The following is a 19,534-nucleotide window of genomic DNA, read 5'->3' as shown; positions in this document are numbered from 1 at the left end:
AAAGAATGATAATCGTTCTTAGTTCTATTCACAAGTCGGCGAGATAAGGGGCGCGGCCGGGCGCTTGCCGCGCCGCGCTGACGGGCGCAGAATTAGAGTGCTTCGCCGCTGACGGTCAGGTTTTTGGGCAGGTCTTCCCAAGCGAGGAGGGTATTGCGGCCCTGATTCTTGGCGACGTAGAGCGCGCGGTCAGCATTGGCGACTGCCTGATCGAACTCGTCGTCGAAGATTGGCGCAATGCCGGCGCTGACGGTCACGTGGGTAGAAACCTTTTCATTGAAGCGGTGAGGGATCTCCAGGTCGAGCACATACTGGCGAATACGCTCCGCCAGCTTCATGGCGATCGACGCGTTGACGTTGGTCATCAGCACCAGAAACTCTTCGCCGCCGTAGCGCACCACCACATCGCGCGAGCGCACGGCGTCGCGGATGGCCACTGAGACGCGCGCCAGCGCCTGGTCGCCCATGGCGTGGCCATAATTGTCGTTGTACGCTTTGAAGTGGTCGATATCGAGCAGCAGCACGAAGTGGCTGCCCGCGTGATTTTCCAGAATATTATCCAGCCGGTTTTTAAGTCCGCGGCGGTTATAGAGGCCGGTGAGCGGATCCAGCATGCTGAGATCGCTGAAGGTCTCTTTTTCTTCATAGAGCTGGTGCATCAGACGGCGGGTGAAGCGATCGACGCGGCGGCGCATCAGGTGCTGCAGAGAGAAGCCGATCAGCGGCAGCGAGATGGTCAGCAGCAGCATCGCCAGATGCTCGCCCCTGTCCAGCAGCAGCACCGTCACCACCGGCGGGGTGATATGCAGACAAAAGGCCGGCAGGTAATCGCTCAGGGCGATAGCGCTAATAAAAAAGACGCTCAGCAGGCTAATCATCAGGAAATTGTCGTCAAAAAAGAAGACCTGCTGATATTTGAGTTCAATATGCCAGGCCCAAAACACGCCAAGCAGCAACGCTACAGGATTTAACAGCGGTAATTTCAGTTTGGGCCTGATTAAACACCCAATTAATGTCGAGGCGCTAAATAGTGCGACGGTAATAACCGGCACGGGCAGCTCTGCATCGGGGCTGCCGGCAAAAGGCAGCAGGCAAAAAAGCGATACGGCGACATTTAAAAACAGAAAGAGCATCAGCGACAGCCGATATTTGCTCTGTTTCAATTCATCGTAAGATTGTAATTTCATTATTAATACTCGAAACGGCCCTGAAATATCAAAGCGCATTCCGGCAAAAATAAATTTATTTGCCGGACAATGAGCAAATTTGCTGTGTTATGAAAGGTGTTATCGGCAGGAATCTAGCATTTTCCAACTGGTCTGTCATCTTTCGGCCAGGGGCGAAAAAAACAGGCTGCAAGATGAGATTTATTATCATATGATAATGGGAATTCTTATCATTTGAGGTCGACGCCATGTTAATGGCCGTGTTCGCCGCCTGCGGCTTGTGGGGATTCAGCTGGGTGATGGGGAAGAAACTGGACAGCGCCTGGGGCGTGCTCTTGCCCTGCGCGGCGATGCCGTGCTTTGCGCTATGGGAGCCGAGCTTTAGCCAGTGGCGTCTCATGATGATTGTCGCGCTGCTGTTAACGGTGGTGATGCTGTTCCATCGCCGGTTGCGTCACTATCTGCTGCTGCCTTCATGCCTGGCGTTAGCGGGCGGATTAGCGGCCGTGGCGGTAAATTTTCATGGGGCCTAAAACAGAGAGAGTAAAACAGGGAGATAAAGCAGGGGAGGACAACTCTGGTGCGAAGAGAGGGACTTGAACCCTCACGTCCGTTAAGACACTAACACCTGAAGCTAGCGCGTCTACCAATTCCGCCACCTTCGCATTTGAGTCATCTTGCTTTTCATATCGCCGCATTGGTGCGAAGAGAGGGACTTGAACCCTCACGTCCGTTAAGACACTAACACCTGAAGCTAGCGCGTCTACCAATTCCGCCACCTTCGCGCAGTGCGATGCGAGATGAAAATCGTGGTTGTTGGTGCGAAGAGAGGGACTTGAACCCTCACGTCCGTTAAGACACTAACACCTGAAGCTAGCGCGTCTACCAATTCCGCCACCTTCGCGTACCAGCAATACATGACAGTATTGCAACCACGGAGGCGCATTCTAGAGATTTTACACCCGGCGTCAACAGATATTTCGCGACGGCGAAGCGACTGCTGTAAAAAGCAACGTTTTCACCGTCGCCGCTGCTTAGCGGGCTTTCGCGCCGCGGCCGTAAACGGCGCGGTAGACCTTGAAGCGCCCGTTTTGCGCCAGCACTTCATGGCTGCCGAAGGTTTCGTCCAGCACCTGCGGATAGGGCAGGAAGGCGTTAGCCACAATGCGCAGTTCGCCGCCGGTGTTGAGGTGCTTCACCGCGCCGCGGATTAGAGTCTGCGCCGCGTCCAGGCTGGTTTCGCGCCCTTCGTGGAACGGCGGATTCGAGAGGATCAGATCGAAGCGGCCGGTGACGTCGGAGAAGACGTTGCTCGGGAAGACCTCGCCCTCAAAGCCGTTGATCGCCAGCGTCGCCTTACTCGCCTCAATCGCCGCGGCGTGCACGTCGCACAGGGTCAGACGCACCTTCGGCGAGTGGTTGGCCAGCACCGCCGACAGCACGCCTGTGCCGCAGCCGATATCCAGCACTTTGCCTTTGGTGTGCGGCGCCAGGGTGGTGAGCAGCAGCGCGCTGCCGATATCGAGGTCGTCGCGGCTGAAGACGCCCGGCAGGGTGCAGATGGTCAGCGGATCGAGATCGTAGCTGTCGCGGAAGCTTTCGGCGTCGAACGTCGGCTTGCCTTCCAGGCGGCCGTGATAGAGTCCGCAGCGGCGCGCGCTGTCGATTTTGTCGAGCGTCGCCCACTCTTCGACCATGCCTTCGGCGCTGCGCACGCCGCTGCGGTTTTCGCCCACGACGAAAATGTCGCAGCCCAGCGGCAGCAGGGAGAGCAGGTTCATCAGCTGGAACAGGGCTTCCGGCTTGTTTTTCGGCCAGAAGTAGATCAGCGTGTCGCAGCCTTCAACGTCTTCCTGCGTTGCCACCAGGCCGTAACGCGCCCGTTCGCCCAGACGGCGACTCAGGTTTTGCCAGTGATGATACTGCTGGGTATGCGCGCGCGACGAGGCGGTCTCCAGCTGAGCGGGCAGGTCATCCTGCATATCGCCAGCGAATAAGACGTGGCGGGCGGTAAATTCATCACTGTGGCGCAGTATGACTTCGCTGGCCGGGGTAAAAGCAGACATGAAAGGCTCCTGTTAGATCAGAGCGGCGATTATAGTGGTTTGTTGGCGCATGTTCGATGGGTTTGCTAGCATAGCGTCGCATTCCGGCAGCACATCAAGGGTAAATCATGACGTCCAGGCGCGACTGGCTGTTACAGCAAATGGGAATAACGCAGTATCAACTGCGACGCCCGCGCGTGCTTCAGGGCGAAATCGCGGTACGGCTGACGCCAGGCACAAAGCTGATTATCGTCGCCGAGGTCGCGCCCGGCCTGCACGAGCCGCTGGTGCGCGATGTGCTGCACGTGCTTGGCCTGCAGCCCGCCCAGGTGATGGCGCTGACGCCCGATCAGCTGCAGATGCTGCCCGAATCGCTCGACTGCGCGGGCTGGCTGATCGGCCTCGACGGGCCGCACCCCTTTAGCGGCGTCGCGCTTCACTCAGCCTCTTTAAATGAACTCTCCAGCAGCGGCGCGGCGAAGCGCGCGCTCTGGCAACAGATGTGTAACCATGACAGCGATCTCTTTCCTCACCCCTGAGGATACCGCCCAGGCTTTCGCCATCGAGTGCCGCAGCCACGCTTTTCCGTGGCGCGAACAGACCTTTGCCAGCAACCAGGGCGAGCGTTTTCTTAACTATCGCCTCGACGTTGATGGCGTGATGGCCGCCTTCGCCATTACGCAGGTGGTGCTGGACGAAGCGTCGCTGTTTAATATCGCCGTCGATCCCGCTTTCCAGCGGCGCGGCTACGGGCGTCAGCTGCTGCAGCATCTTATCGCCGAGCTGGAGAAGCGCGACGTGATGACGCTGTGGCTGGAGGTGCGCGCCTCTAATCATCCCGCAATCGCCCTGTACGAGCAGCTCGACTTCCACCAGGTGAGCCGCCGCCCCAACTACTATCCCACCGCCAGCGGACGTGAAGACGCCATCATCATGGCGCTGACGCTGTAGGCTTTTAAGGAGCTGTAATGTTAAAAGACTGGGATTGCATCCTGTTCGATGCCGATGACACCCTGTTCCACTTTGACGCGTTTGCCGGGTTGCAGCGTCTTTTCGCCAGTTACGACGTTCAGTTCACCGCGCAGGACTACGCCGACTATCAGGCGATCAACAAGCCGCTGTGGGTCGATTACCAGAACGGCGCCATCTCTGCACTGCAGCTGCAGACGCGGCGTTTTACCGGCTGGGCGGAGAAGCTGAGCGTAGCGCCGGACGTGCTTAACAGCGGCTTTCTGAGCGCCATGTCGGAGATCTGCATGCCGCTGGAGGGCACGGTCAGCCTGATGCACGCGCTGCACAACAAGGTGCCGATGGGCATCATCACCAACGGCTTTACCGCGCTGCAGCAGGCGCGTCTGGAGCGCACCGGCTTCCGCGACTATTTCTCAGCGCTGGTGATCTCCGAGCAGGTCGGCGTGCCGAAGCCGGACGCGGCGATTTTCGACTATGCGCTGGAGAAGATGGGCAACCCGGATCGCAGCCGCGTGCTGATGGTGGGCGATACGCCGGAGTCCGATATTCTCGGCGGCATGAACGCCGGTTTAAAAACCTGCTGGATCGACCACGGCACGCGACCGCTGCCAGAGGCGATTCGCCCGACCTGGACGGTGACCTCGCTGGGCGAGCTAAAAGCGCTGCTGATCGCCTGAGTATCTATTCACCGTAGCCACTGATTCAAAGCTAAGAAGCCCGCAAAGCGGGCTTCTTTTCATTTAAAATCTATTCACGAAGCTATTCATTCGACGTGAATGGAGTTGCACTTTTGCTTGAATACGCTCTGGTTGGCCCCATATGAAATGGCGAAAACCGATAAAGAGGGCGTGCCTGTGGCTTAAGGCGTCTGCTCTTTCTTCTCGCCGTCGTCGTCGCCATCCTCTTTCACCGGCGTGCTGGCGGTTAACAGAAACGGCGACTGCTGCCAGCGGGTGCGGCGATCGCGCAGCAGCGTGCGCGACAGAATAATGCCGATGGCCAGCGCCAGCAGCATCATCAGGCGCAGAATATTGGTGGTGTTGTCGACCTGACGCGACTCGGTGACCAGCACATGGGTATCCAGCGTCACGCGCAGGAAGCCGAGCGGGCCGTCGCTATTGCCGAGCGGCTCTACCAGCTGATGGTTGAAGTAGCTGCCGGCGCGCTTGCCGTCGAGCGCCAGGCGATCGCGCACGTTAATGTTTTCGCCGCTGTGCGCCACCAGGCTGCCGTCGTCGGCGTAAACCGAGGCGTCGAGAATGCGGCTGTTGGTGGTCATCTGATTGAGGATGGCTTCGATCTGGCTGCGGTTATCGTCGCTGTTGTCCATCAGCGGCGACAGGCTAAAGGCGACCTGCTTCGTCAGGGTCTGCGCCAGCTCCTCGACCTGCTCGGATCGCGCCATCTGATGGCCGAGGCTAAACCAGGAGGCGCCCTGCATCAGCACGACCAACAGCGCCAGCGAGATCAGCACAATCACCGTGCGGTGTAAGCGAAATTTCAGTGCCCTTTTAGCCATCGATAACCTGTGTCACGTCACAACAGAAACCAGGAGATTATGTTGCCAGAAGCGGCGCAGACAAGGTAGCCTCTTGCGTGGTTTTGTTGTCCCCCCTACAGGAGCTCTGATGCCGAACCGTCTTACCTGGTGCGATCTGCCCGCCGAACTCTCCGAATGGCCGGGTTTACCCCTTTCCCTGAGCGGCGACGAAGTGATGCCGCTGGACTACCGTGCCGGTCGGACCGGCTGGCTGCTGTATGGCCGTGACCTGACTAAACAACAGCTTACCCATTATCAACATCAGTTGGGCGCGGCGATGGTGATCGTCAGCGCCTGGCGTGTTGACGATTATCAGGTGGTGCGCCTGGCCGGTTCGCTGACGCCGCGCGCCACGAAGCTGGCCCACGAGAACGGCCTCGACGTCGCGCCGCTCGGCAAGATCCCGCATCTGAAAACGCCGGGCCTGCTGGTAATGGACATGGACTCCACCGCGATTCAGATTGAGTGCATCGACGAGATCGCCAAACTGGCCGGCAGCGGCGAGCTGGTCGCAGAAGTGACCGAGCGCGCGATGCGCGGCGAGCTGGACTTCGCCGCCAGCCTGCGCCAGCGCGTGGCGACGCTGAAAGGCGCCGACGCCACTATTCTGAAGCAGGTGTGCGACGCGCTGCCGCTGATGCCGGGGCTGACCGAGCTGGTGCAGAAGCTGCAGGCGCTGGGCTGGCAGGTGGCGATCGCCTCCGGCGGCTTTACCTTTTTCGCCGAATACCTGCGCGATACCCTGCACCTGGCGCACATCGCCGCCAACGAACTGGAGATACGCGACGGCAGGCTGACCGGCGAAGTGCTGGGACAGATTGTCGACGCGCAATACAAAGCGGATACCCTGAAGAAGCTGGCGCAGCGTTTTGACATGGCGCCGGAGCAAACCGTCGCCATCGGCGACGGCGCCAACGACCTGCCGATGATTAAGGCGGCGGCGCTGGGTATCGCTTATCATGCTAAACCCAAAGTGAATGAGCAGACGCAGGTGACTATCCGTCACGCCGATCTGATGGGCGTATTTTGCATCCTCAGCGGCAGTTTGATTCACGAAGAGCGTTAGAGGTACTGATTTGGCCAAAGCGGCAAAACGCGCCTTTGTTTGTAACGAATGCGGCGCAGACTATCCGCGCTGGCAGGGGCAATGCAGCGCCTGCCACGCCTGGAACACCATCACCGAAGTGCGTATTGCGGCATCGCCGGCGGCGGCGCGCAATGAGCGCCTGAGCGGCTACGCCGGCAGCGCGGGCGTCAGCCGGGTGCAGAAGCTGTCGGAAATCAGCCTGGAGGCGCTGCCGCGCTTCTCGACCGGCTTCAAAGAGTTCGACCGCGTGCTGGGCGGCGGCGTGGTGCCGGGCAGCGCCATCCTGATCGGCGGTAATCCCGGCGCGGGGAAATCGACGCTGCTGCTGCAGGTGATGTGCCGCCTGGCGCAGGAGATGAAAACCCTCTACGTCACCGGCGAAGAGTCGCTGCAGCAGGTGGCGATGCGCGCGCACCGTCTCGGCCTGCCGAGCGAAAACCTCAACATGCTGTCGGAAACCAGCATCGAGCAGATCTGCCAGATCGCCGAGCAGGAAGAGCCGAAGCTGATGGTGATCGACTCCATCCAGGTGATGCACATGGCGGATATCCAGTCGTCGCCGGGCAGCGTGGCGCAGGTGCGCGAAACCGCCGCCTATCTGACGCGCTTCGCCAAAACGCGCGGCGTGGCGATCGTGATGGTCGGTCACGTCACCAAAGATGGCTCGCTGGCGGGGCCGAAAGTGCTGGAGCACTGCATTGACTGTTCGGTGCTGCTGGACGGCGACGCCGACTCGCGCTTCCGCACGCTGCGCAGCCATAAAAACCGCTTCGGCGCGGTGAACGAGCTGGGCGTGTTCGCCATGACTGAGCAGGGGATGCGCGAAGTCAGCAATCCCTCAGCGATCTTCCTGTCGCGCGGCGACGAGATCACCTCCGGCAGCTCCGTGATGGTGGTCTGGGAAGGCACCCGTCCGCTGCTGGTGGAGATCCAGGCGCTGGTGGATCACTCGATGATGGGCAATCCGCGCCGCGTCGCGGTGGGGCTGGAGCAGAACCGTCTGGCGATTCTGCTGGCGGTGCTGCATCGCCACGGTGGCCTGCAGATGGCCGATCAGGATGTCTTTGTCAACGTGGTCGGCGGCGTGAAGGTCACCGAGACCAGCGCCGATCTGGCGCTGCTGCTGGCGATGGTGTCGAGCCTGCGCGACCGCCCGCTGCCGCAGGACCTGGTGATCTTCGGCGAAGTCGGGCTGGCGGGCGAAATCCGTCCGGTGCCGAGCGGCCAGGAGCGTATCTCCGAAGCGGCCAAGCACGGCTTTAAGCGCGCCATCGTGCCGGCCGGCAACGCGCCGAAGAAAGCGATCGACGGCATGAAGGTTTACAGCGCGAAAAAACTGGCGGACGCGCTGGCGATACTGGATGAGCTTTAAAGGCTGAGCGGGTACACTCGCAGGCAACTTCAATCCATGCAGGAGGCAGCATGACGTCGTTCGACTATCTGAAAACCGCCATTCGCCAGCAGGGGCATACCCTGCAGCAGGTGGCCGACGCCAGCGGGATGACCAAGGGCTATCTGAGCCAGCTGCTCAACGCCAAAATCAAAAGCCCGAGCGCGCAAAAGCTGGAAGCGCTGCATCGCTTTTTGGGTCTGGAGTTTCCGCGCCGCGATAAAACCGTCGGCGTGGTGTTCGGCAAGTTCTATCCGCTGCACACCGGCCATATTTACCTTATCCAGCGCGCCTGCAGCCAGGTCGACGAGCTGCATATTATTATGGGGCACGACGATCCGCGCGATCGCGAGCTGTTCGAGAACAGCGCCATGTCGCAGCAGCCGACCGTCAGCGATCGGCTGCGCTGGCTGCTGCAAACCTTCAAGTATCAAAAAAATATCCGCATTCACTCGTTCAACGAAGAGGGCATCGAGCCCTATCCGCACGGCTGGGATGTCTGGAGCGAAGGGGTAAAAACCTTTCTTAGCGATCAGGGCATCGCGCCCGACTGCATCTACACCAGCGAAACCGCGGATGCGGAGATGTATCAGCAGCATCTGGGCGTGCGCACCGTGCTGGTCGATCCGGCGCGATCCTTTATGAATATCAGCGGCGCGCAGATCCGTCAGGATCCCTTTCGCTACTGGGAATATATTCCTACCGAGGTGAAGCCCTTTTTCGTGCGTACCGTCGCCGTGCTCGGCGGGGAATCCAGCGGCAAATCGACGCTGGTCAACAAGCTGGCCAACATTTTCAACACTACCAGCGCCTGGGAGTACGGCCGCGACTATGTCTTCTCGCATCTCGGCGGCGACGAGATGGCGCTGCAATATTCCGACTACGACAAGATCGCCCTTGGCCAGGCGCAGTACATCGACTTTGCGGTGAAGTACGCCAATAAAGTCGCCTTTATCGACACCGATTTCATCACCACCCAGGCGTTCTGCCTGAAGTATGAAGGGCGGGAGCATCCCTTCGTGCAGGCGCTGATCGACGAGTATCGCTTCGACCTGGTGATCCTGCTGGAGAATAACGTGCCCTGGGTGGCGGACGGCCTGCGCAGCCTGGGCAGCTCGGTGGACCGCCGCGAGTTCCAGTCAATGCTGGTGACCATGCTGCGGGAGAACAACGTCGATTTTGTGCACGTGCGCGAAGACGATTACGATACGCGTTTCCTGCGCTGTATTGAGCTGGTGAAAGGGATGATGGACGGCAAAAGCCCAAAACCTGCCTGAAAGCGGGGGCCTCGCCCCCGCACGCTTCAGTTCGCCGCCAGCGCACGCAGCGTATTAACCCCTTTTTGCCGCACCAGCAGCGCCAGCAGCAGCATGCCCGCCACCGCCAGCGCGCTCGCCAGCAGAAACGCCGTATGGTATCCGCCGCCATACTGGATCAGAAAGCCGGTAATGCCCGGCGACAGAATCCCCGCCAGATTCGCCAGCAGATGGACAAAGCCGCCCGCGGTGCCGATGCGGCCCGCTGGCACGATATCCTGCAGCAGCGACCAGCACGCCTGCGGCGTCATATAGGCGAACACGCTGGCCAGGGTGATCAGCGTTACCGCGCTCACCACATCCCGGCTCCACGCGGTTAACAGCACACACAGCGCCGCCACCGCCAGCCCGACAAAGATCACCAGCTTGCGCGACAGCAAAAAGTTCTGCGTGCGGCGGAACAGCATATCGGAGACGATGCCGCCGCCGAGGAAGCCCACCGTCGCGCCCAGCCAGGGCAAGATACCGATAATGCTCATGCTTTTGATATCCAGATGCTGGAAATCGGTGAGATAGCTCGGCAGCCAGGAGAGAAAGAAATACTGGATATAGTTAAAGCAGAAAAAGGCGCTCGCCACGCCCAGCACCGGCAGCGAAAAGACGTAGCGCCACAGGGAGTGGCGATCCTGCTGCGGCGCGGTCGCCGCCTGGGTTGCCGGGCGCTGGCGGCTGATAAGCTCGCGTTCGGCCGGGCCGACGCGCGGGTGATCTTCCGGCTTGTCGCGGAACAGCCATAGCCAGCAGGCGACCCAGACAAAGCCAAGCAGGGCGATCACGACAAAGGCGATGCGCCAGCCGTAGTGCAGACCCACCAGCCCGACCACCGGCGCCGCGATTGCCGCGCCGAGCGGCTGACCGGCGTTAGTAAAGCCGACAGCGCGTCCCGTCTCTTTTTTTGGAAACCAGTTGGCGATCGATTTATTGGTGGTGGTGCCCATCGGTCCTTCGCCGATGCCGAACAGCATGCGCACAATCAGCAGATGGGCGAAGCCCGTGACCAGCGCGGTGGCGCCGCAAAACAGCGACCAGACGCCCGCCGCCCAGGCGTAGACGCGGCGCGGGCCGAAGCGGTCCGCCGCCCAGCCGCCGAGAAAACAGAAGGCGCAGTAGCCGATAAAAAAGCAGCTAAACAGGATGCCCATCTCCGCGTCGTTGATATGGAGATCGCTTTTAATCAGCGGCGCCATCACCGAGAGCGCAGCGCGGTCGAGATAGTTCAGCATGCCAGCGAAGAAGAGCAGCAGCGCGATCACCACGCGATAGTTTTTACGCATAGCGGCGAACTCCTTTATCGGTAATCTGGCTCAGCGAGAGACGGTAGTGGCGCAGCACCTCTTCATCCGGCGCGTAGCCCAGGCCGGGACGCGAGGAGAGGGTAAAGGTGACATCGCGCGGCAGATCGGGGTAGAGGCGCGCTTCGAAATCGATCCAGGGCGTCTCCAGCTTGATATCATCAGGCAGCAGCGCGACCAGATGCGCGGTCGCCAGCAGGCCAGCGCCGTAATAGAAACAGTGGGGCACCACGCGCACGCGATACTGCTGCGCGGCGGAGAAGACGCGCAGCGCCGCGCTGATACCGCCCACTTTCGCCACGCTGGGCTGCGCCACATCCACCGCGCCGTTTTCCAGCAGGTGCATAAAGCCCCAGTCGCCGTCGACGTTTTCACCCGCCGCCAGCGGCACGCCGACGCGCTTGAGCCGTGCCAGCCCCTGATAGTCGTCGGGCGGCCAGATCGGCTCTTCCAGCCAGCCGAGCTGGAGCGAACGCAGCTCGTGCGCCTGCCGGGCGGCCTCTTCCCGCGTCCAGGGGCAGTTGACGTCGACCAGCAGTTCCGCCTGCGCTGGCAGCGCGGCGCGCGCGGCCTGAATGGCCTCGAAGGTGGTTTCGTGCAGTTTGAGGGTGGTAAAGCCCTCATCCCAGGCGCGTCTGACCTGCGCGGCGACGGCGTCGGGCTGGTTATCGTAGCTCACCAGGCTGGCGTAGCGCGCAATGCGCTGCCGTGTGGCGCCAAGCAGTTGCCAGAGCGGCTGATGCAGCCGCTGCCCGAGCGCGTCCCAGAGCGCGATATCCACGGCGGAGAGCGCGTAGCGCACCGGGCCGCTGCGGCCAAAGGCGTGCAGCGCTTTTTCCGCCTGCTGCATCAGGGCGGCGATGGCGTCTGGTGAATCCGGCAGCGGTTTGCCGATAAAGGCAGGCGCCACCAGCGTGCAAATCGCCTGTTCTGTGACGGGATTGGCCAGGTGACCGAAGGCTTCACCCCAGCCGCACAGGCCGTTGTCGCAGGTGACTTTAACCAGTAGCGTTTCCATGCGGCACAGCGACGAGGAGGCGGCATTAAAGGTGGTTTCCTGGTATGCGGGCGCGCGCCGCTGCGCGTCAAACGGAATGGCGATACGCGTGACGTCGATTGAAACTATTTTCATGCCATAGACCTCGTAAGATGACATCCGGCGCGAATTATTATCAGAGCCTGCCGGAACGGTAAGGTGGATCGGGTCAGATCATCAGCGAGTATAAAAAGCGGGCGTTAACGCAGCATCGGGCAGCAGCCCAGGGTTAAAGGTGCAATAGCGGGAAGAATTGGGCGAAGCCACAGGAAAAGGCGCAGGCAGTCACAAAAAGAGAAAAGGCGGCATCGCTGCCGCCTTTTGCATTACTTGCTGATACGCTTGTACTTAATACGCTTCGGCTCCAGCGCGTCCGCGCCGAGGGTGCGTTTCTTGTACTCTTCGTACTCGCTGAAGTTACCTTCGAAGAACTCCACCTTGCCCTCATCCTGATAGTCGAGGATATGGGTCGCGATGCGGTCGAGGAACCAGCGGTCGTGCGAGATCACCATGGCGCAGCCCGGGAACTCCAGCAGGGCGTTTTCCAGCGCGCGCAGGGTTTCGATATCCAGGTCGTTGGTCGGTTCGTCAAGCAGCAGCAGGTTGCCGCCAACCTGCAGCAGCTTCGCCAGATGCAGACGGCCGCGCTCACCACCCGACAGCTCACCAACGCGTTTACCCTGGTCGGTGCCTTTAAAGTTGAAGCGGCCGACGTAGGCGCGGCTCGGCATCTCGAAGGTGCCGATACGCATGGTGTCCAGTCCGCCAGAAACCTCTTCCCATACGGTTTTTGAGTTATCCATCGCGTCGCGGAACTGATCGACCGACGCCAGCTTGACGGTTTCGCCCAGCTCAATGCTGCCGGAATCGGGCTGCTCCTGACCGGTCATCATGCGGAACAGGGTCGATTTACCCGCGCCGTTCGGGCCGATAATGCCGACAATAGCGCCTTTCGGCACCGAGAAAGAGAGATCGTCGATCAGCACGCGGTCGCCGTAGGATTTGGTCAGGTTTTTCACCTCAACCACTTTGTCGCCCAAACGTGGACCCGGCGGAATAAAGAGTTCGCTGGTCTCGTTACGCTTCTGGTATTCGGTGCTGTTCAGCTCTTCAAAGCGGGCCAGACGCGCCTTGCCTTTCGACTGGCGGCCCTTCGTGCCCTGACGCACCCACTCCAGCTCTTTCTCAATCGATTTGCGGCGGGCGGCTTCAGCTGACGCTTCCTGCGCCAGACGCTGATCTTTCTGCTCCAGCCAGGAGGAGTAGTTGCCTTCCCACGGAATGCCTTCGCCGCGGTCCAGCTCAAGGATCCAGCCTGCAACGTTGTCGAGGAAGTAACGGTCGTGGGTAATCGCCACGACGGTGCCTTCGAACTCGTGCAGGAAGCGCTCCAGCCAGGCCACGGACTCGGCGTCCAGGTGGTTGGTCGGTTCGTCCAGCAGCAGCATGTCTGGTTTTTCCAGCAGCAGGCGGCACATCGCCACGCGGCGACGCTCACCGCCGGAGAGGTTGCCGATTTTGGCGTCCCAGTCCGGCAGGCGCATCGCATCGGCGGCGCGCTCCAGCTGCGTTTCCAGGTTATGGCCGTCGTGCGCCTGAATAACCTCTTCCAGACGACCCTGTTCGGCCGCCAGCTTGTCGAAGTCGGCGTCCGGCTCGGCGTAGAGCGCGTAAACCTCATCCAGACGCTTCAGCGCGCCGACCACTTCGGAGACCGCTTCTTCGATAGATTCGCGCACCGTCTGTTCCGGGTTAAGCTGCGGCTCCTGCGGCAGATAACCCACTTTGATGCCTGGCTGCGGACGCGCTTCCCCTTCGATATCTTTATCAATGCCCGCCATGATGCGCAGCAGCGTGGATTTACCCGCGCCGTTCAGGCCGAGCACGCCGATTTTCGCGCCCGGGAAAAAGCTGAGGGAGATGTTCTTTAGAATATGACGCTTCGGCGGAACCACTTTGCCGACGCGATGCATGCTATAGACGAATTGAGCCACGTTGTAATGAGCCTCTGATTCTGGTGGGTGAATTAGTGACGAAGTTTAGCCTTTTTGCCTGGCTAATCCCAGCCGCGCGCCGGGATAATTCCGGGCGTGCGGCGTTGTTACGCGTAAAGAGAAAAGGCGGGGTCAGACCGGCTCGGGCAGACGCAGCGGCAGCGGCTGCTGCGCCAGCCACTCCGCCAGCGCGCTGTCCGGCGCGCTGTCGCTGACCAGCAGGTCAAAGCGGTGCAGCTCGCCGATGCGTGCGGGCAGCACCTTGCCAAATTTGCTGCTGTCCGCCACCAGGATACGCTGGCGCGCACGCAGCATGGCGTGATGTTTCATCGCCAGCTCGTTGAGGTTGTAGCAGGTCGCGCCCTGCGCTATATCGATGCCGGCCGCCGAGATAAACGCCAGCGTCGGGCAGAGGTCGTCAAGCACCGAGTGCGCGCCGATCGGCGTGAACAGGGCGTTGTCGGCGTGAAACTCGCCGCCGCTCAGGATCACGTTGCAGGCCGGTTTCTCTTTGAGCGCCAGGAAGGTGTTCATGGCGCAGCAGACAGCGGTAAAGGGCAGATCCTCGGGCAGGGCGTCGACGATATAGGGAATAGTGGTGCCGCAGTCGAAAAACACCGTATCGTTCTCGCCGATCAGGCTGGCGGCAGCCTGCGCCAGGCGCTGCTTTTTCGCCGCGTTCTGACCGTGCTGATCCGAAACAAAATAGTGGCCGCCATGGCTTTTCGGATCGCTGACGATATAGCCGCCCAGCAGCACCACGGTCGAGGCCGGTTCGCTCAGATCGCGTCGAATGGTCATCTCCGAGACGCCTAAAAGCTGCGCGGCATCTTTCAGATGCAGCTTGTCGGTGCGTTTTAGCGCCAGGGTCAGTTTCTGAATGCGTTCGTCGCGCCGGGTTTCCATAGAGGTCTCTGTTGGGGTTGATAGCCGAAAGTGATGCGCCGTGGAAGAGAGGGCGTATCCGGTTAACCGCGATAATTGCCGCCATTTTAATGTGTTGCGCGCCCAGGCCGGCAGGGGATCAATCTTACCTGTAATCAGATCGCCCCGCAAACGCCGCCATGCGCGCCTTCTACACGGATTTTTAACAGAATCACATTGCCGCGCGCCAGCCAGCAACTCGCTTTTAGCCGACCTGTGCGTCGCCTTGCGTAAATTTTGTGAAGAACATGGCAAGAGCCGGCTCCCCTGGTTAGCATGAAGAATGCCTGGCACGCAGCCGGAGAGCAGCAACAGAGGAGATTTTCGTGGAGAAGTGGCGTAACTGGATGACAGGGATCTGTCTGGCCGCAATGGCCAGCAGCGCATGGGCAGACTCGCTGGATCAGCAGCGAGAACGTTATCAACAGATTAAACAGGCGTGGGACAGCAATCAGATGGCGACGGTGGAGCAGCTGCTGCCGACGCTACAGGATTATCCGTTATACCCTTACCTGCAGTACCGCCTGCTGGCGCAGGATCTCGATCAGGAAACGCCGCTCGCCGTCAACAACTTTATCCAGCAATATCCGACGCTGCCGCCGGCGCGCTCGCTGAAAACCCGCTTCGTCAACGTGCTGGCGCACCGCCAGGACTGGCAGGGCATTCTGAGCTTTAGCCCGGAAGCGCCCACGCCGGTACAGGCGCGCTGCAACTGGCTCTATGCCAAATGGGCGACGGGCGCGCAGCAGCAGGCGTTTGAGGGGGCGAAGGCGATCTGGCTGCGCGGCACCGCGCTGCCCAACGACTGCGACCGCCTCTTCTCCGTCTGGCAATCTTCCGGCCAGATGTCGCCGATTACCGTGCTGGAACGCATTCGCCTCGCGATGAAGGCGGGCAACGACAGCCTGGTGAGTTACCTGGCGAAAAGCCTGCCGGAAGATTACCAGACCATCGCCTCGGGCGTGCTCGCCTTGCAGAACGATCCGCAGACGGTGGTGAACTTCGCGCAGACGGTCGGGCCGACCGATTTTACCCGTCAGGCGACGATTTACGCCTTTACCCGCGTCGCGCGCGCCGATATGGAGAATGCGCGCAGCATGATTCCGCTGCTGGTACGCGGCCAGAAGATGGAAGCGGACGACGAGCAGGCGCTGAAGGAGATCGTGGTCTGGCGCATGATGGGCAGCGATCTAACCTCAGAGCAGGCGCGCTGGCGCGATGCCGTGGTGATGAACAGCCAGTCTACGGCGCTGATTGAACGCCGGGTGCGTCTGGCGCTGTCGCAGAACGATCGCCGGGGTCTGAATACCTGGATCGCGCGGCTGCCGCTCGAGGCGAAAGAGAAAGATGAATGGCAGTACTGGCAGGCCGATCTGCTCTATTCCCAGGGGCGCAAAGAGGAGGCGGACGAAATCCTGCATAAGCTGATGCAGGCGCGCGGCTTCTACCCGATGGTGGCGGCGCAGCGGCTGGGCGTGAAATATCCGCTGCAGATTGATGAAGCGCCGAAGCCCGACAGCGCGACGGTGCAGGGGCCGGAGCTGGCGCGCGTGCGCGAGCTGATGTACTGGGGGCTGGACAATCTGGCGCGCAGCGAGTGGGCCAATCTTATCGCCAGCAAAAACCACACGCAGCAGCAGATGCTGGCGCGCTACGCCAACGAACAGGACTGGTGGGATCTCAGCGTGCAGGCCACCATCACGGCGAAGATGTGGGACAGCCTGAAGGAGCGCTTCCCGCTGGCGTGGGAGAGCTTCTATAAAAGCAATACCCGCGACAAAGGCATCGCGCCGAGCTACGCCATGGCGATCTCACGCCAGGAGAGCGCCTGGAACCCGAAAGCGCGCTCACCGGTCGGCGCCAGCGGCCTGATGCAAGTGATGCCAGCAACGGCGGCGCACACCGTGAAGATGTATAACATTCCCGGCTATATGAACAGCAACCAGCTGCTCGATCCGCAGACCAATATTCAGATCGGCACCCAGTATCTGGAGTATGTCTATCAGCAGTTCGGGCAGAACCGCATTTTCGCCTCCGCGGCCTACAATGCGGGACCGGGGCGCGTGCGTAGCTGGCAAAACGTCAGCGCGGGCAATCTCGATGCGGTCGCCTTTATCGAGACCATTCCTTTCTCTGAAACGCGCGGCTACGTGAAAAACGTGCTGGCCTACGACGCCTACTATCGCCACTTTATGGGCGAACCGGATAAGGTGCTGTCGGACAGCGAGTGGAACCGCCGCTACTAGCGTGCTATGCTTCCGTACTCGTTAGTGAGTACGGAAGCCTGTTTGATGACGCAATCTCCCGCCCGGTCGGCGCAACATTCCCTTTCTGAAGATAACTGGCGGCGCTTTACCGCGCTGATGCAGCAGGCTTACGCCGATGATGTGGCGCTGCCTTTGCTGCAGCTGATGCTGACGCCGGACGAGCGCGAAGCGCTCGGCACGCGGCTGCGCATCGTCGAGGAGCTAATGAACGGCGCGATGAGCCAGCGCGAGCTTAAAAACGAGCTGGGCGTCGGCATCGCCACCATTACGCGCGGCTCGAACAGCCTGAAAGAGGCGCCGCCTGAACTGCGGCGCTGGCTGGAGGCGCAGCTGGGACGCGGCGACCTCAGCGCTGATAAAGCGGATGAGTAAACGGGCAGAGCGCCAGAATAAGCGCCTGATGATAGACGCTGGAGCGGGTCAGCAGACCCTGCGTAAAGGCGCCGATAGCGCCGCCTTTATGTTTGATATTCTCCACGCCGGTCAGCCGCGCCATCTCGTCGCCCAGCTCGCGCCCGGCGCTCAGGCCCGCCATCACCACCGGCGGCAGCGTAAAGCTGGCGGAGCGCGACTCGCCGCGCTGGTCGGCGTTTTCAATGACCATCCAGGCAAAGGCGCAATCCGCCTCTATACCGGCCTCAATCGCCACCCAAAAATCCGCTTCCGGCGCGGCCTGGCGCGCATTGGCGACGCGCTGGCGTGCGCCGGTTCGCGTTTCCGCATCGCTCAGGGGCTGCGCCGCGACGCCGCTATCGACCTCGACCCCGCGAATATGGCAGGATCCTTCGCCGAAAACGTCGTTGAACGCCTGAGAGATGGCGCGAATTTTTGCCGGATTGATGGTGGCTGCGATAACCTGGTACATAATCTATTGAACCCTTTAGGCAAATTTGTCGCAGTATAACGGAAACTCAGCATGCTACAGGTCTATCTTGTTCGTCACGGTGAAACGGTATGGAATGCGCAACGCCGCATTCAGGGACAATCCGACAGTCCGCTGACGGAGAAAGGAGAGCAACAGGCCCACCAGGTGGGCGAGCGCGTAAAACAGCTTGGCATTACGCATGTTATCGCCAGCGATCTGGGCCGCACGCAGCGCACCGCGGAGATCATCGCTGACGCCTGCGGCTGTACGGTGACGCTGGAGCCGCGCCTGCGCGAGCTGAATATGGGCGTGCTGGAGAAGCGTCCGCTGGACGGGCTAACCGAAGAGGAAGAGCGCTGGCGCAGCGCGCTGGTGGATGGCACCGTAGACGGCCGCATTCCGCAGGGCGAATCGATGGCGGAGATGGCGGCGCGCATGCATGAGGCGCTGAACGCCTGTCTGGCGCTGCCCGCTGGCAGTCGACCGCTGCTGGTGAGTCACGGGATGGCGCTCGGCGTGCTGATTAGCACCATTCTTGGCCTGCCGGCCCATGCGGAGCGCCGTCTGCGCCTGCGTAACTGCTCTATCTCGCGCGTCGATCACCAGCAGAGCGCCTGGCTGGCGGAAGGCTGGGTGGTAGAAACAGCAGGTGATATTTCGCATCTTGACGCGCCCGCGCTGGATGAGCTGCAGCGCTAAAAAAATGCCGTCGTAATGACGGCATCTTAACGATCAGCCCGCCTGCTGGCGGCGAATCGGGATGAGATATTCGCAGCGGATCTCTTGCGGCGGCTCGGGACGCTTCTTGCCGCCATGGGTGTAGAAGCGTTCGATATCCTGGCCCTGGCGGCGCGTCAGGCCGAGCGTCGGCATGCAGGTGCCGTAGAGCAGCAGAATAAATTCCTGCAGCTCGTCGCGCGGGCCGTTATAGGTGAACTGCACGTAGTCGCCCGCCTCCAGCAGTACGCTCTGGCCGGAGTGCAGATTCACCGCCTGATCGGACGGCACGGCGGTGGTGTAAAGAATCTCCTGCTCGTCATCCTTCTCCTGGCTGGCGCGCACCTGATGCAGGCCGTAAAGCACCGGCGGAACGGTGTCGGTTTCCAGCAGGAACTGCTTCCAGAAGTGAATGCGCATCTCGTCGCGGTAGCTGGAGATCTGCTCCAGGGTGCAGCTGTAGGTTTGCGTTTGCCCGACCAGCACGGTTTCTGGCAGGGTGACGAAGGTCGACTCCGGCATGCTGTTGTCGTCAAGGCGAATCGGCGGACGAATGCCGAATGAGTTCCATTCCGATGAGCGGCGATACCATGCGGGCGTCTGGTTAAACTGCTTTTTAAAGGCGCGGGTAAAGGTCTGCTGGGAATCGAAACGGTACTGCAGAGCGATGTCCAGAATCGGGCGACTGGTCAGGCGCAGCGCTACGGCCGCTTTAGACAGGCGGCGAGCGCGGATATAGGCGCCGATGGCATGACCCGTGACGTCTTTGAACATCCGTTGTAAATGCCATTTAGAATAACCCGCTTTCAGGGCAACATTGTCCAGTGAAAGGGGCTGATCCAGATGGCTCTCCAGCCAGACAAGCAAATCTCGAATGATACCGGCTTGGTCCATAAAACATCCTCATTCTCTCTGGGTGCGAC

The 19,534-nt window shown here is 60.7% G+C and carries 19 protein-coding genes and 3 tRNA genes; 10 read left to right on the top strand and 12 right to left on the bottom strand.

Translation table 11 applies throughout. The annotated features are described in order from the left end of the window. Nucleotides 1-92: 92 nt before the first annotated feature. Nucleotides 93-1,187, bottom strand: a complete 1,095-nt coding sequence (locus tag Q9R34_RS04800) for a GGDEF domain-containing protein (protein WP_485892582.1) — start codon at nt 1,185-1,187, stop codon at nt 93-95. 227 nt (nt 1,188-1,414) lie between these two features. Between Q9R34_RS04800 and Q9R34_RS04795 the strand changes: the two genes are divergently transcribed. Further along, nucleotides 1,415-1,699 (top strand): DUF1435 domain-containing protein, encoded by a 285-nt coding sequence (locus Q9R34_RS04795; protein WP_485892581.1) that lies wholly within the window; start codon nt 1,415-1,417, stop codon nt 1,697-1,699. Nucleotides 1,700-1,744: 45 nt separating this feature from the next. On the opposite strand, the gene Q9R34_RS04790 is transcribed toward Q9R34_RS04795, so the two are convergent. The 4 genes from Q9R34_RS04790 to rsmC all read right to left on the bottom strand — a co-directional run bounded on the left by Q9R34_RS04790 (nt 1,745) and on the right by rsmC (nt 3,232). Next, nucleotides 1,745-1,831, bottom strand: a tRNA-Leu gene (locus Q9R34_RS04790). Between the two features lie 33 nt (nt 1,832-1,864). Further along, nucleotides 1,865-1,951 (bottom strand) — tRNA-Leu (locus Q9R34_RS04785). A gap of 32 nt (nt 1,952-1,983) precedes the next feature. Continuing rightward, a tRNA-Leu gene (locus Q9R34_RS04780) sits at nt 1,984-2,070 on the bottom strand. Nucleotides 2,071-2,200: 130 nt separating this feature from the next. Continuing rightward, on the bottom strand, nt 2,201-3,232 hold the full coding sequence (rsmC, locus tag Q9R34_RS04775) for a 16S rRNA (guanine(1207)-N(2))-methyltransferase RsmC (protein ID WP_485892580.1): 1,032 nt from the start codon (nt 3,230-3,232) through the stop codon (nt 2,201-2,203). 107 nt (nt 3,233-3,339) lie between these two features. Here rsmC and Q9R34_RS04770 point away from each other — a divergent pair, with 107 nt between their 5' ends. From Q9R34_RS04770 to yjjG, 3 genes are read left to right on the top strand one after another with little or no spacing between them, the layout of a single operon-like run. Further along, on the top strand, nt 3,340-3,750 hold the full coding sequence (locus Q9R34_RS04770) for a DNA polymerase III subunit psi (protein ID WP_434126385.1): 411 nt from the start codon (nt 3,340-3,342) through the stop codon (nt 3,748-3,750). Then, complete coding sequence (gene rimI, locus Q9R34_RS04765; RefSeq protein WP_033749390.1) at nt 3,722-4,162, top strand: ribosomal protein S18-alanine N-acetyltransferase; 441 nt, start codon at nt 3,722-3,724, stop codon at nt 4,160-4,162. Before Q9R34_RS04770 ends, rimI begins: the two co-directional genes overlap by 29 nt. 17 nt (nt 4,163-4,179) lie before the next feature. Beyond that, complete coding sequence (gene yjjG, locus Q9R34_RS04760; RefSeq protein ID WP_485892579.1) at nt 4,180-4,860, top strand: pyrimidine 5'-nucleotidase; 681 nt, start codon at nt 4,180-4,182, stop codon at nt 4,858-4,860. A 182-nt stretch (nt 4,861-5,042) separates the two neighbouring features. On the opposite strand, the gene Q9R34_RS04755 is transcribed toward yjjG, so the two are convergent. Further along, a complete protein-coding gene (locus Q9R34_RS04755) occupies nt 5,043-5,702 on the bottom strand; it encodes a YtjB family periplasmic protein (RefSeq protein ID WP_434126381.1) in 660 nt (219 codons plus the stop codon). A gap of 109 nt (nt 5,703-5,811) precedes the next feature. Here Q9R34_RS04755 and serB point away from each other — a divergent pair, with 109 nt between their 5' ends. From serB to nadR, 3 genes are read left to right on the top strand one after another with little or no spacing between them, the layout of a single operon-like run. Continuing rightward, entirely contained in the window at nt 5,812-6,789 is a 978-nt protein-coding gene (serB, locus tag Q9R34_RS04750) for a phosphoserine phosphatase (RefSeq protein WP_485892578.1), read from the top strand. 10 nt (nt 6,790-6,799) lie between these two features. After that, entirely contained in the window at nt 6,800-8,182 is a 1,383-nt protein-coding gene (gene radA, locus Q9R34_RS04745) for a DNA repair protein RadA (RefSeq protein WP_434126378.1), read from the top strand. 50 nt (nt 8,183-8,232) lie between these two features. Beyond that, nucleotides 8,233-9,477, top strand: a complete 1,245-nt coding sequence (gene nadR, locus Q9R34_RS04740) for a multifunctional transcriptional regulator/nicotinamide-nucleotide adenylyltransferase/ribosylnicotinamide kinase NadR (protein WP_485892577.1) — start codon at nt 8,233-8,235, stop codon at nt 9,475-9,477. A gap of 26 nt (nt 9,478-9,503) precedes the next feature. Here the strand turns inward: nadR and Q9R34_RS04735 are convergent, their stop codons facing one another. From Q9R34_RS04735 to deoR, 4 genes are all read right to left on the bottom strand, one after another. Continuing rightward, the gene (locus Q9R34_RS04735) at nt 9,504-10,790 is read right to left on the bottom strand and encodes an MFS transporter (RefSeq protein ID WP_434126374.1); all 1,287 of its coding nucleotides are present in this window, start codon (nt 10,788-10,790) and stop codon (nt 9,504-9,506) included. Continuing rightward, nucleotides 10,783-11,940 (bottom strand): mandelate racemase/muconate lactonizing enzyme family protein, encoded by a 1,158-nt coding sequence (locus tag Q9R34_RS04730; protein WP_485892576.1) that lies wholly within the window; start codon nt 11,938-11,940, stop codon nt 10,783-10,785. The genes Q9R34_RS04735 and Q9R34_RS04730 overlap by 8 nt, the downstream gene beginning before the upstream one ends. A 230-nt stretch (nt 11,941-12,170) precedes the next feature. After that, on the bottom strand, nt 12,171-13,838 hold the full coding sequence (gene ettA, locus Q9R34_RS04725) for an energy-dependent translational throttle protein EttA (protein WP_434126371.1): 1,668 nt from the start codon (nt 13,836-13,838) through the stop codon (nt 12,171-12,173). 132 nt (nt 13,839-13,970) lie between these two features. Beyond that, nucleotides 13,971-14,744, bottom strand: coding sequence for a DNA-binding transcriptional repressor DeoR (gene deoR, locus Q9R34_RS04720; protein ID WP_434126369.1), 774 nt, complete (start codon nt 14,742-14,744; stop codon nt 13,971-13,973). Between the two features lie 344 nt (nt 14,745-15,088). On the opposite strand from deoR, the gene sltY reads away from it, so the two are divergent. Next, nucleotides 15,089-17,008 (top strand): murein transglycosylase, encoded by a 1,920-nt coding sequence (sltY, locus tag Q9R34_RS04715; RefSeq protein ID WP_485892575.1) that lies wholly within the window; start codon nt 15,089-15,091, stop codon nt 17,006-17,008. Between the two features lie 45 nt (nt 17,009-17,053). After that, a complete protein-coding gene (trpR, locus tag Q9R34_RS04710) occupies nt 17,054-17,401 on the top strand; it encodes a trp operon repressor (protein ID WP_033793430.1) in 348 nt (115 codons plus the stop codon). Here trpR and yjjX read toward each other — a convergent pair. Beyond that, nucleotides 17,376-17,894, bottom strand: coding sequence for an inosine/xanthosine triphosphatase (gene yjjX, locus Q9R34_RS04705; protein ID WP_485892573.1), 519 nt, complete (start codon nt 17,892-17,894; stop codon nt 17,376-17,378). The genes trpR and yjjX overlap by 26 nt on opposite strands. Before the next feature lie 51 nt (nt 17,895-17,945). Between yjjX and gpmB the strand changes: the two genes are divergently transcribed. Beyond that, complete coding sequence (gpmB, locus tag Q9R34_RS04700) at nt 17,946-18,593, top strand: 2,3-diphosphoglycerate-dependent phosphoglycerate mutase GpmB (RefSeq protein ID WP_434126364.1); 648 nt, start codon at nt 17,946-17,948, stop codon at nt 18,591-18,593. Between the two features lie 33 nt (nt 18,594-18,626). On the opposite strand, the gene robA is transcribed toward gpmB, so the two are convergent. After that, nucleotides 18,627-19,505, bottom strand: a complete 879-nt coding sequence (robA, locus tag Q9R34_RS04695) for an MDR efflux pump AcrAB transcriptional activator RobA (protein ID WP_434126362.1) — start codon at nt 19,503-19,505, stop codon at nt 18,627-18,629. Nucleotides 19,506-19,534: the final 29 nt, after the last annotated feature.

The sequence above is a fragment of the Enterobacter sp. BRE11 genome, assembly GCF_031844285.1.
In the GTDB taxonomy this organism is placed as follows: domain Bacteria; phylum Pseudomonadota; class Gammaproteobacteria; order Enterobacterales; family Enterobacteriaceae; genus Pantoea.
This window is presented reverse-complemented; position numbering and strand designations above follow the sequence as displayed.